This window comes from Corynebacterium sp. HMSC055D05 (genome assembly GCF_001810365.1).
GTDB lineage: Bacteria > Actinomycetota > Actinomycetes > Mycobacteriales > Mycobacteriaceae > Corynebacterium > Corynebacterium coyleae.
This window is the reverse complement of the sequence record NZ_KV801078.1, coordinates 112,954-126,456: the sequence shown is the minus strand read 5'-3', so window position 1 is coordinate 126,456 and position 13,503 is coordinate 112,954. Positions and strand designations below refer to the sequence as shown.

The following is a 13,503-nucleotide window of genomic DNA, read 5'->3' as shown; positions in this document are numbered from 1 at the left end:
ATTTGGCAATCAACTAATTGTGGCTGCCTTTTCTTCATCCGGCCACACCGTCACTGCTTTGTATGTGTAGTAGACACACGCTACGAAGACAACAATATTTCCAAAGATGAGCCACTGCGGTGCATCGTTCGGCAGAACTATCTGGAGAACAGCACTCACTAAACAAAGCATGGCAATGTTCGTACTCAACGCAATGATCAGCATTCTGCGTCCAAGGCTCATTTCGTTCCTTACTGTTCGTGGTACTTATATTTATCCGCACTGATCAGCAGCGGTTACGATAGAACCAGATGCGGTTGCCATGGTAGCTGCAGCCATCATAGGGCCAATAGGACCTGTGAGCGGCGCAGTGGCGACTCCGACTGCAGATGCTGTAGTCCCTCCGATCCCTACGAGGATGGCCCCCACACACCCAGCAGTAGACCGAGGTTGAATGAGGGCGGCATCGACTAACTCTGGATCAACGTTCGTTGAATACTTTGCAGTGATCTGGTCACCTTCAACCGAGTATTCGATGTTTACTTTCTCTCCAGTAGTGAGAGTCTTTGAAGTGGGCAGAGCTTCTTCTTCGCCCTTCGGGCTTTCTACAAATACTGTGTCCGCTTCTTTGCGAACGTTACCGTTTACTACTTCAGCGGAATATCCGCGCTCATCAGCGTCATTGATTACGAGAAGCGCTTGTCGCTCCTCTTGTGCCTTAGCAATCCTTTCCTCAAGGACATCATTTCCCGCCCCGGTGCTAGTTGGCTGCTGAACCTCGTTCTGAGAAATCTCTGCGGACGTAGCGACTGGCATTGGTACGAGCACAGAAGCTAGAGCGATAGAAGTAGCAAGCTTAGTTCCAAACTTCAGGGAAAAACCTCTTTCTGAATTCTCGAAAACGAATGAATGTAGGTAGACGATAACACGTTCGCTTAATCTAGTGTCGGCCTAGAACAGGCCTAGAGCACGCGCGCCTGGGTGAGCAGCGACAACGCAGTTTTGTCGGTTTCTTGCAGCATGAGCGGGTTCGTGCCCGGCATCGGCGAGATCGTCGTGTCCGCCCACTGCTTGCCGGTGGGGATGCCCACGATGTGCAGGCGGGGATCCAGGGTGCCGTCGGGGTGGACGGCGCGGCGGGTGTCCGCGTCGGTTTCGGGTGAGGCGGTTTGGGCGAAGGGGCGGACGCGGTTGGCGTCGACAAGCGAGCGCACCAGCGGGTCCTTGGTGTTGCGGATGTCCGGGCCAGGCAGGAACGCGTCGGCGAGTGCGGTCGCGGTGGCGCTGCGCCCGTGGCTGGTCGCGGTGAATGCGCCATCTTGCGTATCGACGACCGGCTGCGGGCCCAGGAACGTCACCAGGCCAGCGTCGGCAAGTGCAAGCAGTTCGCGCGTGCGGAACAGTGGCGGGCCGGAGCCGACCATCTGACCGAACGCCATGTACTGCGAGCGGGCCACCTCCGGGGTGCCTTTGCCGTTTTCGGTGGCGATGGCGCTGGGTTTGCGGCCGGCTGAAATCGCCCACAGCCCGGCCTTGATCGGGGAGTCCCAGGCGGCGACGGCCTCGGCGATGTCGCCTGCCATGGAGTCGGTGACCACGCGCTGGAGTTCGTCCAGGCTGAGATCTTCCGTGCCGGCGAGCGGGTCGACCCAGGCAGCCATGTCGAACGGTTCGGTGCTTGTGCCCTCGAGTGCTTCGGTCAGGGCGCGGGCGACCGGCAGGATGTCCTCGGGGGAGGCGTGGACGGCCAGGTCGGTGTCGTCGATACGCGTGATGATCTCCTCGAGCGGCACCTTCAGCGCCTCGGGGCGCACGCGCGCGAGGGTGCGGTAGTACTCGGCGAAGGCATCGCGGGCGAGCGCTGGCCACAGGGTGCGGCCGAACGACAAAGTGCCTGTGCCGGGTTCGGCGGGGTTGGCGTCGATGGCGGCGCGCAGACGCGACAGATCGGCCTTTGGCGGAAGCGAGTTGTACTCGGACTTAGGCAGGTAGGGGTAGCCGCGACCGGAGGTGACAACGAAGTGGGGTTCCTCGCCGGTGGCGTCGTAACGCAAACCGGAGCGGGCCGTGTCGTCTTCGAAGAAGCGGCCGCCGCGGTTGATGGTGGTCAGCGCCATGAGGTCGAAAAAGCCCATGCCCATACCGCGCACGAGCAGGCGCTCGCCTTCGCCGATGCGCTCTACGTCCTGCTCAACCGGGTTGCCGGGCGGAATGTAGGTCAAGCCAGATTTGGCAAACGCCTGCTGCGCCGGGGTCGGGGCGGGCAGCACCCAGCCGGAGGCAACCACGGTGGCGTCGGCGTGGATCAGGGTGCCGTCCGCAAGCAAGATCGCGTCTCGGCCTCCGTCGCTGTACAGCGACATCGCGCGGGACTGGTGCTCAACCACGGTGACAGAGTCCGGCAGCTCGGCCAGCGCAACCTGCCACACCCAGCGCAAGTACTCGCCATACAACGCACGCGAAGGATTAGATTCAGGTCGCGTCACACGGATTTCAGCGTCGAAGGTGCTGGGGACGGCCGGCGGGTGGTCGCTGATAAGCGGATGCGCGAATTCGCCGCGAAGCGCCTGGATCCACTCAAACATGGTGGGGCCTTCGAGCACAGGTGCGGTGACGGTCGCGCCGGGCTCAGTGAACAGGGTTACCGCGCCAGCCAGGGTGTTCATGCACAGTGTGCGGGTTTGTTCGGTGTCCCAGATGCGGCCGGCACCGAGCTGGGCGTCGTCGATGATGTGCAACGTCAGTGGTGTAGCGCCACGGTCGTTGAGGAAGGCTGCGATGCGCTCGGTGATGGAGATGCCTCGCGGTCCTGCTCCGACGATGGCGATGTCTGCTTCCACAGCGATGTACCTCCACGATTTCGATGAATCTTTATAACGTGTATAGACTGCGCAGTCTATTAAGAAAGAACCGAATTGTCTAAAAGTGGTATGGTGCCGAAAACCACAAGGGAAAAGAGGACGATAACGTGCCGAAGAAAACGGTCGCGGCCCCAGTTGTACTTGTAGGTGCAGTTGCCCTGCTGAGCGGCTGCACCGCAGGGGGTGGCGCTGAATCTCACGCAGAGGGTGACAATGTGCTCACCTACCTGGAATCCAACTGGTTTAACAGCCTCTACCCGCCGGCTGCCGGGTTTTACCCCAACGGCGGTGTGATCAATCAGCTAACAGACAGGTTGCTCTACCAAGACCCTGAAACGCTCGAACTCCAGCCGTGGATTGCCACCGACCTGCCGGAGATCAACGAGGACGCCACCGTGTTCACCTTCGATATCCGCACCGACGTGACCTACTCCGACGGCACGCCGATGACCGCGCAGAACATCGTGGACAACTTCGACCTCTACGGCCAGGGCGACAAGGATCGCCTGCTCAACGTCTCGGAGCAGATCTCCAACTACGACTACGGCGAAGTCGTCGACGAGGACACGGTTCGCTTCCACTTCACCGCACCTTCTCCGGGCTTCGCGCAGGCTACGTCCTCGTACAACGCGGGCCTGCTGGCGGATTCCTCCCTGCAGCTGCGCAACGAGGACTTCGGCCCAGGCGGGGCGGCGAATGTGATCGGTTCGGGCCCCTTTGTCGTCGATAGTGAAACGCTGGGCACTGACCTCGTGCTGAAAACGCGCGAGGATTACAACTGGGCGCCACCGTCGCTCGAGCACCAGGGCCGGGCGCGCATTGACGGCATCCACTACACCCTCGCCGCCGAAGAAGCCGTCCGCTCCGGCGCACTGCTGTCCGGCCAGGCGGATATCGCACGCACGATCTCCCCGCCGGTGGAGCGCCACCTGGAAGACCAGGGCGTGCAGGTGGTTGCCTCTGCCACCAACGGCATGAACAACCAATTGGCCATGCGGTTTAACCACCCGTTGCTGCAGGACATCCGCGTACGGCAGGCGATTATCCACGGCATCAACCGTGAAGAGATCATCCGCATTCTGCTGTCGGATTCCTACCCGCTGGCCACGTCGTCGATGACCTCGACGGCACTTGGCTACGCGGAGCAGCCCGGCGCGTACACGTTTGATCCGGATCGTGCGCGTGCGCTTCTCGACGACGCCGGCTGGGCCCCAGGCTCTGACGGCATCCGCGTCAAGGACGGGCAGCGGTTGAGCCTGTCGGTCAACCACGCGCTGCCGCAGCCGCGTTCGAAGGAGATTGTCACGATGGTGCAGTCGGACCTGCGTGACCTGGGTATTGAGCTGAACATGGTGGCCGGGGATCGTGCCACGCAAAACGCAGCGCAGAAGGACATCAACCGCGTGCAGTTGATGCACACGATGGTGGGGCGTGCGGATTATGACGTGATTGAGTCGCACTTGTCGGTGAACCGCCGCGACTCGCTGCTGAACAACGCAGGAGATGGCACCCCAGTGGATGCCAAGCTCGAGGAGTTGTTGCAAAAGGTGGTTTCCACGCCGGACGATGCGGGCCGTGCGGCCGCGTCGAAGGCGGTGCAGGACTACCTCACCGAACAGGCCTACATGCTGCCGTTGTTTGAGGAGCCGCAGGTGTACGCACTTGCGCCACACGTGAAGGGCTTTATTACCGAATCGGTGGCCCGCCCGAGTTTCTACTCGGTGTACTTCGACCGTGATGGGGAGGACAACTAAATGAGTACCACTGTGCTGAAACGGATCGGGCAGGCGCTGCTCGTGCTGCTGCTTGCCTACACGCTTGCGTTCTTCCTGCTTTCCGCCCTGCCATCGGACGGCGTGGCCGCGCGCTATGCGGACCCCGCGCTTGGGCTGTCCCAGGCAGAGATCGAGGAGATCCGCGAGCAGATGGGCGTGGATAAACCGCTCGTCGAGCAGTACCTGGCCACCCTTGCCGGGCTGTTTACCGGCAACCTGGGGTTCTCGGTTGCCTCGGGCACGCCGGTGTTCGACCTCATCGTCGACGCCGCACCACACACGTTTGCGCTTGCGGCGACCTCGATCGGCCTTGCCATCATCGTCGCGCTGCTGACCGCCTATGTGGCCACGCTGCCGGGCGGCGGTGCGGTGCGTAATTTCTTCCGCGCGCTGCCGTCGTTCATGGTGTCGCTGCCAGGCTTCTGGATTGCGATCCTGCTGCTGCAGTTCTTCTCCTTCCAACTCGGCTGGGTCAACGTGGTCGACCCGACCCCGCTCGAGGGGCTCATCCTGCCGTCGCTGACCCTGGCCGTGCCCATGGCGGCGCCACTGATGCAGGTGCTCATCCGGTCTATCGACGACGTCCGCGCCCAACCATTCGTCCAAGTCATCCGCGCCCGCGGTGCCAGCGAGGCCCGCATCTTCTGGCGCGACGTGCTGCGCAACTCGTTGCTGCCCGCCATCACCATGGCCGGCCTGCTGTTCGGCGAACTTGTCGGCGGAGCAGTGGTGACCGAAACCGTCTTCGGCCGCGCAGGCTTGGGCTCCCTGACCGTCAACGCGGTGTCCAGCCGCGACATGCCGGTCCTGCTGGGCGTGGTGCTTATCGCCGCGACCGCGTACGTGCTGATCAACCTCATCGTCGACTTGCTCTACCCGGTGCTTGATGTGCGACTGCGGGATGCGGGGCCACAGAGCAACAAGGCTAAGAAGAGCACCGCTCAGGCTGCCGTGAAGGAGGGCGCCCGATGACAACACAAACAACACAAGCAGCAACGAATCCTGTTGCGCGGGCGAATACGCGCGCTGGCGTGCGGGCGAAGTCGCGCAAGAACCGCCGGTGGCGCTCGCCGGCGACGATCCTGTCGCTGATCGTCCTGGTCATCGCTGCCCTGTGGGCGCTGCTGCCGGGTGTGTTTGCCACCTACGACCCATACAAGGGCGTGGATGTGGCGCTGCTCGCGCCGAATGGCGAGCACATCTTCGGTACCGACGCCGTGGGCCGCGACGTGTACTCCCGCGTGGTTTACGGCGCACGCCAGTCGCTGCTCGGCGCACTGATCGCCGTGGTGGTCGGCCTGGTCCTGGGCACCTTGATTGGCCTTGTTGCAGGTACGCAGCGTGGCTGGGTAGAGACCGTGCTTATGCGGTTCGTGGACGTGCTGCTGGCCATCCCGGGCATTTTGCTGTCGCTGTCCATCATCATCGTCACCGGTTTCGGTTCGCTGCAGGCGGCGTTTGCTGTCGGTATGACATCGGTGGCCACGTTCGCTCGTCTGGCTCGTTCGCAGGTGATCCAGATTGCCGGTGCAGACTTCGTCGAGGCTGCCTACGGCTCTGGCGCAACCCAGACCCAGGTGTTGTTCCGCCACGTGCTGCCCAACTCGCTGACCCCAGTGTTGGCGCTGGCTGCGCTGCAGTTTGGCACCGCAATCCTGCAGTTGTCCATCCTTGGCTTCCTGGGCTACGGCGCACCGCCACCAGTGCCGGAGTGGGGCCTGCTGATCGCGGAAGGCCGCGACTTCATGTCCACCGCCTGGTGGCTGATCCTGCTGCCGGGTCTGGCCATTGTGGCCACCGTGATGTCCACCAACCACATCTCCCAGGTCATTCAGACAGAAGGTGATGCGAAGTGAGTACCCCTTTGCTTGAAGTTGACGGCCTTACCGTTGCGTACGGCGATGCCGAGCCGACCGTGGAAAACATCGCGTTTGCTGTCGATGCCGGCAAGATGACTGCGATCGTCGGCGAGTCCGGCTCCGGCAAGACCACTTCCGCCATGGCGGCGCTCGACTTGTTGGGTCCCACCGGCAACGTGCGCGCGGGTTCCATCCGGTTCAAGGGCCAAGACCTTGCCAGCCTGAGCGCTGCCGAGTGGCGTCAGCTGCGCGGCGCAAAGATTGGTTTGGTTCCGCAGGATCCGAACAACTCGCTCAACCCGCTGAAAACCATCGGCGCATCCGTGGAGGATGGGTTGGAGATTCATAGGGTGGGGGACGCGGCGTCGCGTCGTCGTCAAGCAATCGCCCTGCTTGAGCGCGTCGGCATCGATGATCCTGAAAAGCGCTACAACCAGTACCCGCACGAGTTGTCCGGCGGCATGAAGCAGCGCGTGCTCATCGCTGCTGCGGTAGCGCTCGAGCCCGAGGTGCTCATTGCGGACGAGCCCACGTCCGCACTCGACGTGACCGTGCAAAAAACCATCCTTGACCTGCTCGATGAGATGCGTACCGAGTTGGGCTTGGGTGTCATTTTCATCACCCACGACCTTGCCGTGGCGGGCGATCGCGCCGATGACGTGGTGATCATGGAGCGCGGCCGCGTCGTTGAGCACGGTCCTGTGAGCACGGTGCTGACCAACCCCACGCAGGACTACTCCAAACGCCTGCTGGCAAACGTGCCGTCGCTGTCCGTGGCAAATGCGTATCGACGACCCCCTGTCACCACCGACACCCTCCTGCGCGTGAACAACCTTGCCGTGCGCTACGGCGATTTCACCGCCGTATCCGATATCTCCTTCGAGGTCGCGCGCGGCTCCACGCACGCGCTGGTAGGCGGGTCCGGCTCCGGCAAAACCACCACAGGCCGCACGATCGCCATGTTTAACCAGCCTGCTGAGGGCAGCATCACCCTCGACGGTGAGGAGCTGACCACGCTGAGCCCGAAGCAGAAGCGGCAGTTCCGCAACCGCATCCAGATGGTGTACCAAAACCCGTTTTCCTCGCTGGATCCGAAGATGCGGGTCGGCGAGATTGTGGCGGAGCCGCTGCGCAACCTCGCGGGGGCGTCGAAACGCGAAAGCCTTGCGCGCGCCAACGAATACCTGGAGCGTGTGGCGCTTGATCCGGAGCGGTTCGCCTCGCGCACCCCGGCGCAATTGTCCGGCGGGCAGCGCCAACGCGTCGCCATCGCACGCGCGCTCATCGTCGAGCCGGAACTGGTGGTGCTTGACGAGGCCGTTTCCGCGCTCGATGTGACCGTGCAGGCGCAGATCCTGGAACTGCTGGAAAACCTCCAGCGCGAATTAGGGCTGACCTACGTGTTCATCTCCCACGACCTGGCAGTGGTGCGCCAGATCTCGGATACCGTGAGTGTGTTCAGCCGCGGCCAACAAGTGGAATATGGCCCCACCGACGAAGTGTTCTCGCACCCGCACGACGATGTCACTCGTGAACTTATCGACGCCATCCCCGGCACCGTCTTCCGTGCCCGACAGTTAGGAGAATTTGTTGTCTAACGACATTATCGACCTGCTCGCAGAAACCCCGGCCGACCTTGCCGAACTGCGCCGCCGCCGACCCGAAGCCGTAGAAAACGCCCAGCGCAGCTTCGCAGCCCTGTTTGAGCCCGCCAACCCGGCGCTGATCGAGGCCCTGCCGGTGTCCACCCGCTACGCCGTCGCCGCCTTCGTCGCCGGCATTTCCGGCGCACAGCGTGCCGCGGAGTTCTACGCAGATTTGCTTGCCGACGAAGACGAGGCGCTCGTTGCCGTGGTCGAAGACGCGGTGCGCGCAGGTGTGTCCGCCGGCCCGTATGCAGGCGGGGACTTTGTCACCTTCGGCGAGGGGCAGCTCGCGGCGGCCTTCGACTTCGCCCACCTGCTGACCTTCCATCCGAAGGATGCTTCGCCGGCGGCGATCGGGCACCTGCAGACCGCTGGCTACACCGAGGACGCGATCGTCTCGCTCGGCCAACTCATCTCCTTTGTGGCGTTCCAGCTGCGCGTCGTGCACGGTGTGCAGGTGCTGGCTGGCGGTACTGCTGCCTCGGGTGGTTCGGGTGCTGGCGATGCTGCTGTTGAGCGCGCCGCCGGCGTCGCCGATCCCGGCTGGACTCCCGCAGCGGCGACCCTGCAACCGGAGGTCGTCGCACCCGAAAAGTTTGTCAACCACTCCCTGGGGTGGAAGCCGTGGGTGGCGCCACTTGAAGAGTCCGAATTCACCGACGAGCAGCGCGACGCCCTGATCAAGCGGGAGCGCATCGGCATGGAGTACTTCCGTCTGCTCGCCCGCGACCCGCAGGCGCTGAAAGCCCGCACCCTGACCGACCTGGACATCTTCTACAACACCGAAGGTGGCCTGGGCCGTGCCGAGCGCGAACTTGCCGCCACCGTCGCCTCCCGTTTGAACGGCTGCGAGTACTGCGCGTCCGTGCACCAGGCACGTTCGAAGGAGGAAGGCGGCGACGCGGAGGCGATCGACCGCCTGCTGGACGAGGGCGTGGAGGCGGACCTTGGCTCTAACGAATGGGACGCGATCCGCCAGGCTGCGGTTGCGCTGACCCGCACCCCGTTTGCTTTCGGTGCCGAGCACGTCGAGGCGCTGCGCGAGGTCGGGTTGGATGATCTGGCAATCATCGACGTGATCAACTCGTCGGCCTTCTTCAATTGGGCCAACCGTCTCATGCTCACGCTCGGCGCGCCGGATGTGCCGAAGCGCTACCGCTAGCGTCTGAACCCGCGGCGGCGTTTCTGGTCGCGCCACACGAGGTCGTCGTCACGCCATTGCTCGGGTGGCGTCGGGTTTTCGGCGTAGGCGAAAACCCACATGAACAGCAACATGACGAACACGCCAAAGGTCACACGGTTATCGCCTGCGTCAGCCGCCGCCGGGATGAAAATGATCAGCCCGAGCAGAAGCAGCCAGCCGGTGCGGCACTCCTTCTGCTCGATGGGGCTGCGCTGATCCTTGCGGGTAAAGATCGCCCGGCCCGGGCTCATGTTCTCCCCAAGACGCGGCATGAGCAGCCAGCACAGCAGGTATGCGAAGATGCCACCGCCGAAAATAAACCCGGTGAGCACAAACGCGATACGCACCGCCACCGGGTCGTAGCCGTAGCGGGCACCGAAACCGGTGCACACACCGCCGAATACGGCCCGACCACCTTGGTCTTTCGTGATGCGCCGCGGGCGGGTTTCCCACATGTGCTTGAGCGATGTCGATGAGGTTTGAGCCATGCGTGCCATTATCCGTATCTACGGCGGACTTCGCAGCAGGGGTTTCGAGAATGGCGGGGCCTGCGCGAGGGCCTTTGCGGTAGCTCGAAAGCTACTAGAAAGCTACTCGAAAGGGAATGTTTCTAGGTTGAGCTGCGAAAACTCGTCTACTAGAAAGCCTTTCGAGTAGAATTCCTTCTGTGCATCCAGAGAGAAACTACCGAGATGACCCGAGCCTCCTTCTGCGTCTGCCGGAAGATCAATGGTTCGAGCGAAAGTCTTTCCGTATCAAGCCGAAGGATCTCGCCAAGACCATCGTCGGCATGGCAAATGCGGAGGGCGGCATTATTGCTGTCGGAATTACTGACCGGGAGTTTGATGGGGCACCGACGCCTAAGCAGGGCAATGATCTGAGACAAACATCGCTCGACCACACGGATCCAACCGTGCGTGTTCGAATCGAGCCGTTCGATGTCGGCGACGGTGCGCAGGTTTACCTGTTTCATGTAGACCCGAGTGAGCATGTGCATTATTTGCGGTCGGGGGACTGCTTCCTGCGTGTCGGCGACGAATCTCGGTTGCTGAATGCAGACGGCATTCTCGAACTGCGTTACACCAAGGGTGAGCAACAGTTCGACGCGACGGTGCTGCCCCGTGTCGGTATGGGTGATCTCGATATGGAGGTCGTTGGTGAATATGCCAACGTTATTGGTTCTTCTTCCGCTGAAGACGCTCTTAAAGCAAGAAATCTCATCGACCGTGAAGGTAGGCCCCGAACAGCAGCACTCTTGCTCTTCGGTAAAGACCCGCAAGAGTTCTTCCCTAATGCGCATGTCCGTGTTCTGCGGTTCGGTGAGGATGAGCGGCTCGCGGGGCATCAGCAACAGCTTTTGGCCGACGACCGGTTTGAGGGGCCGTTGCCACAACAAATTGGGGCTGCTCAGCGGGCGATTGAGGGGATGCTGCCGCAAGTCCGGCGCCTGGGCGCTTCGGGGTTGTTCGAGGATGAAAATCTCATCCCGAACGACGTTTGGCTTGAGGGATTAGTAAATGCTGTCATTCACCGGTCGTACAGCATGGCTGGTGACCATGTGCGGTTCGAGATCTATCCATCTCGCCTCGAAGTTTCGAGTCCGGGGCGCTTTCCCGGTTTGGTGGACCCCACACGACCAGAATCTATTGCTCGATTTGCGCGCAATCCTCTCATTGCGCGGGTGACGGCAGAGCTTCGGATTGGTCAAGAACTCGGCGAGGGTATCCGCCGTATGTTCGCAGGTATGCGGCGAGTGGGTTTTGCTGACCCGATTTACCAGCAGACGAGCGGAAGTGTTCTGCTCACGTTGAAGGCGGTTCAACGGCTTGATCCGAAGACCGCGGACTCCCTCCCGCCTCACGCCGGCAGCGCCCTGTCAGTCATGCAAGCGAAAGGCGGGCCAATGTCTACGGGGGAGGTTGCAGATGCCTTGGGGATTTCGAACCCGCCTGCCCGCCGCGCGTTGAAAGCGCTGCGGGAGGAGGGCCTTATTCAATGGCGCGGTAAAGGTCCGCGGGACCCTCGGGCGGTATGGCTTTTGGAAGGGCCTTTGCGGTAGCTCGAAAGCTACTAGAAAGCTACTCGAAAGGGAATGTTTCTAGGTTGAGCTGCGAAAACTCGTCTACTAGAAAGCCTTTCGAGTAGATTCTTTCTAGTAGTTCTATGCGTACGCGAGGCGCCGCGTGCCGTCCACGTGCGGGTACAGCAACCACGCCGCCACTGCCGCAAGGATGCCAACCAGCAGCCCCGCCACCGCGGACCAGTGCACCAGCGGGCCCATCATGAGTACCAGCCACCACACCATGAGCGGCACAACCATGCTTATCGACGGCACCCTGCTGACATTTTTCTCCTCCGCAAACGCCACAATCTGCTTCCGGTAGGGGTGCAACCACGTCACCGCGATAGCAACAACGACGCAGACCAGTGCTGTGATCGCCTTGATGCCCAGCGGCGCTTCGGACACCATCACGCCCACGGAACCGCCCACAGCCAGCGAACCCAGCGCGCGCACGATGGCGGGTGTGGGGATCGGAGTGACGCGGCTACGGACCTCGTTGGCGCTGATCGGGATCATGTCAGAACCTCCAGTTCTCAGCCTTGAGTAGGCCGAAAAAATTGATGCATGTGACACCATGCTCGTCGGCGACATTGGGAATCTTCAAATTCCGGCCTTGAACTCCGGGTCCCTTTCTTGTTTCCTGAGTCACGAGGATCGACCCCTCGATTGCTGCATACGCGATGACGAAGGGATCAGCGGCGTTTTGTTTCTCAACTACCCAGTCTGGGTGGGCGGTTGAGATTTTGGCTGCTATCTCATAGTCCTGCTCCGTGTGTGGATGGACGAATTCATCAATGGATCTTGTCCATTTGTGAAGGTCGTCGGTACCTCGCTTGATCTCTTCTTCGACCATCCCGCAAATGCAGGCGCGACCATCTGTGATCAACTCTTCGACATTGCTCCAAACACTCGCGAAATGTTCGCGGGGATACCAACGCTCCATGTTGATCAAGATGTTGGCATCGAAGGTGTAGGAAGTCATCCTGCCTCACTTCGATAGGCATCAATCAGCTTGTCGACGGTTGGTACACGCGAATCGAGGAAATACGATGCATCGAGAATGCTAATTTTCTCTTCTTCTAACGCACGAGCCACCGTGCCCACGTACGTTGCGCCGAGATCCCGGTAACGCATCCGCCAATATGCTGGCCCGGCTTCCTTCTTTTTCATCTGGTCGCGTTCTTGTTTCCATGCGGAATTGCTTAACGACATTTCACGTTTCACGGCCGATTCGTTGACCACACCGAGGTTTTTGAGCCGAATAGCCGCAGCAACCCGGCTTACCTTGAAGTGGGTGGCAATTACGCCGACGAGGTCATCGCTATCTAGGCCAGATAGTTTCTCCGAAACTGCTGCCCCTGGCATAAGAAAGTGTGCAGCGAAAGAGTTAACTAACGCTTCTTCAGTGTCGGTCTCCTCGAGCAAGCACAACCCGCTGCTGCGGTTGATGAGGTGGCCCAATTCATGGAAAAGGGTAAACGTCTTTCCTGCAGAGCTGTCTTTTCCGTTGAGTAGAACAATCGGCAACACGTCGTGATAGACAGAGAGGCCGCGGAAGACTCCACGTTCCACATCCGAAGTTTGGAACACCATGATCCCATGGTTTTCCAAAAGGTCGCGCCACATTTTGAAGCCAGCGTCCTTTGTTGGTCCGGTAGGAACAAAAGAAGGCTCGAGCTCCAACAGAGAACGCATCGCTGCTGCTGCCTGCTGCTCTGTGCCCCAGTGAAAAGCGGTAGGGAATGTGATTCCGGCGTGAGAAGGTTGGCTGTACTCCAGCATGATCTCGCGGTAGCGTTCCGCCCTTCGCAGCGCTTTAGTGGTGGCTGCGTCGAGCCCATCGGCTTCGGGGGACTGCCGGAAATCAACCGTAGGGGGGACATCTGCTTGGGCTGGCGGTTCGGTGAAGAAAAATGCGGGTGTGCGGTCGAGCTTTTTCGCTACATTGACCAGTTGTTTGAACGTTGGCTTCGCGGTGCCGGTTTCAAAGGCGTCAATCTGCTTTGCCTTCACTCCGATTGCATTTGCTAGCTCGCTTACTGTGAGACCAGATACCTGACGTGCCCATGCGAGCGTTTGCGGTTGAATTGGAACCCGCTCCATCAGTCTGCCTCCTTCAGCTGTGCGAATGTTCGGAT

The 13,503-nt window shown here is 61.1% G+C and carries 13 protein-coding genes; 6 read left to right on the top strand and 7 right to left on the bottom strand.

The annotated features are described in order from the left end of the window. Positions 1-9: 9 nt before the first annotated feature. From HMPREF2734_RS09055 to HMPREF2734_RS09050, 3 genes are all read right to left on the bottom strand, one after another. A complete protein-coding gene (locus HMPREF2734_RS09055) occupies positions 10-222 on the bottom strand; it encodes a hypothetical protein (protein WP_224213060.1) in 213 nt (70 codons plus the stop codon). A gap of 30 nt (positions 223-252) precedes the next feature. Then, positions 253-795, bottom strand: coding sequence for a hypothetical protein (locus HMPREF2734_RS11610; protein WP_246816813.1), 543 nt, complete (start codon positions 793-795; stop codon positions 253-255). 146 nt (positions 796-941) lie between these two features. After that, positions 942-2,819 (bottom strand): FAD/NAD(P)-binding protein, encoded by a 1,878-nt coding sequence (locus tag HMPREF2734_RS09050; protein WP_371440430.1) that lies wholly within the window; start codon positions 2,817-2,819, stop codon positions 942-944. Between the two features lie 128 nt (positions 2,820-2,947). On the opposite strand from HMPREF2734_RS09050, the gene HMPREF2734_RS09045 reads away from it, so the two are divergent. From HMPREF2734_RS09045 to HMPREF2734_RS09025, 5 genes are read left to right on the top strand one after another with little or no spacing between them, the layout of a single operon-like run. Continuing rightward, positions 2,948-4,594: a TIGR04028 family ABC transporter substrate-binding protein gene (locus HMPREF2734_RS09045; protein ID WP_070570578.1), complete on the top strand. Its 1,647-nt coding sequence runs from the start codon at positions 2,948-2,950 to the stop codon at positions 4,592-4,594. Further along, on the top strand, positions 4,595-5,587 hold the full coding sequence (locus tag HMPREF2734_RS09040) for an ABC transporter permease (RefSeq protein ID WP_070570576.1): 993 nt from the start codon (positions 4,595-4,597) through the stop codon (positions 5,585-5,587). Next, positions 5,584-6,471: an ABC transporter permease gene (locus HMPREF2734_RS09035; RefSeq protein WP_070570574.1), complete on the top strand. Its 888-nt coding sequence runs from the start codon at positions 5,584-5,586 to the stop codon at positions 6,469-6,471. The genes HMPREF2734_RS09040 and HMPREF2734_RS09035 overlap by 4 nt, the downstream gene beginning before the upstream one ends. Next, positions 6,468-8,072, top strand: a complete 1,605-nt coding sequence (locus HMPREF2734_RS09030; protein ID WP_070570572.1) for a dipeptide ABC transporter ATP-binding protein — start codon at positions 6,468-6,470, stop codon at positions 8,070-8,072. Before HMPREF2734_RS09035 ends, HMPREF2734_RS09030 begins: the two co-directional genes overlap by 4 nt. Continuing rightward, complete coding sequence (locus tag HMPREF2734_RS09025; RefSeq protein ID WP_070570570.1) at positions 8,065-9,282, top strand: alkylhydroperoxidase domain protein; 1,218 nt, start codon at positions 8,065-8,067, stop codon at positions 9,280-9,282. The genes HMPREF2734_RS09030 and HMPREF2734_RS09025 overlap by 8 nt, the downstream gene beginning before the upstream one ends. On the opposite strand, the gene HMPREF2734_RS09020 is transcribed toward HMPREF2734_RS09025, so the two are convergent. Beyond that, a complete protein-coding gene (locus HMPREF2734_RS09020) occupies positions 9,279-9,791 on the bottom strand; it encodes a PspC domain-containing protein (RefSeq protein WP_168163612.1) in 513 nt (170 codons plus the stop codon). The two genes, HMPREF2734_RS09025 and HMPREF2734_RS09020, sit on opposite strands and share 4 nt — an antisense overlap. Before the next feature lie 179 nt (positions 9,792-9,970). On the opposite strand from HMPREF2734_RS09020, the gene HMPREF2734_RS09015 reads away from it, so the two are divergent. Continuing rightward, positions 9,971-11,362: an RNA-binding domain-containing protein gene (locus tag HMPREF2734_RS09015; protein WP_070570567.1), complete on the top strand. Its 1,392-nt coding sequence runs from the start codon at positions 9,971-9,973 to the stop codon at positions 11,360-11,362. Positions 11,363-11,464: 102 nt separating this feature from the next. On the opposite strand, the gene HMPREF2734_RS09010 is transcribed toward HMPREF2734_RS09015, so the two are convergent. From HMPREF2734_RS09010 to HMPREF2734_RS09000, 3 genes are read right to left on the bottom strand one after another with little or no spacing between them, the layout of a single operon-like run. Further along, positions 11,465-11,881, bottom strand: coding sequence for a hypothetical protein (locus HMPREF2734_RS09010; RefSeq protein ID WP_070570565.1), 417 nt, complete (start codon positions 11,879-11,881; stop codon positions 11,465-11,467). A gap of 1 nt (position 11,882) precedes the next feature. After that, positions 11,883-12,347, bottom strand: coding sequence for a DUF4411 family protein (locus HMPREF2734_RS09005; protein WP_070570563.1), 465 nt, complete (start codon positions 12,345-12,347; stop codon positions 11,883-11,885). After that, on the bottom strand, positions 12,344-13,468 hold the full coding sequence (locus tag HMPREF2734_RS09000; protein ID WP_070570562.1) for a helix-turn-helix domain-containing protein: 1,125 nt from the start codon (positions 13,466-13,468) through the stop codon (positions 12,344-12,346). Before HMPREF2734_RS09000 ends, HMPREF2734_RS09005 begins: the two co-directional genes overlap by 4 nt. Positions 13,469-13,503: the final 35 nt, after the last annotated feature.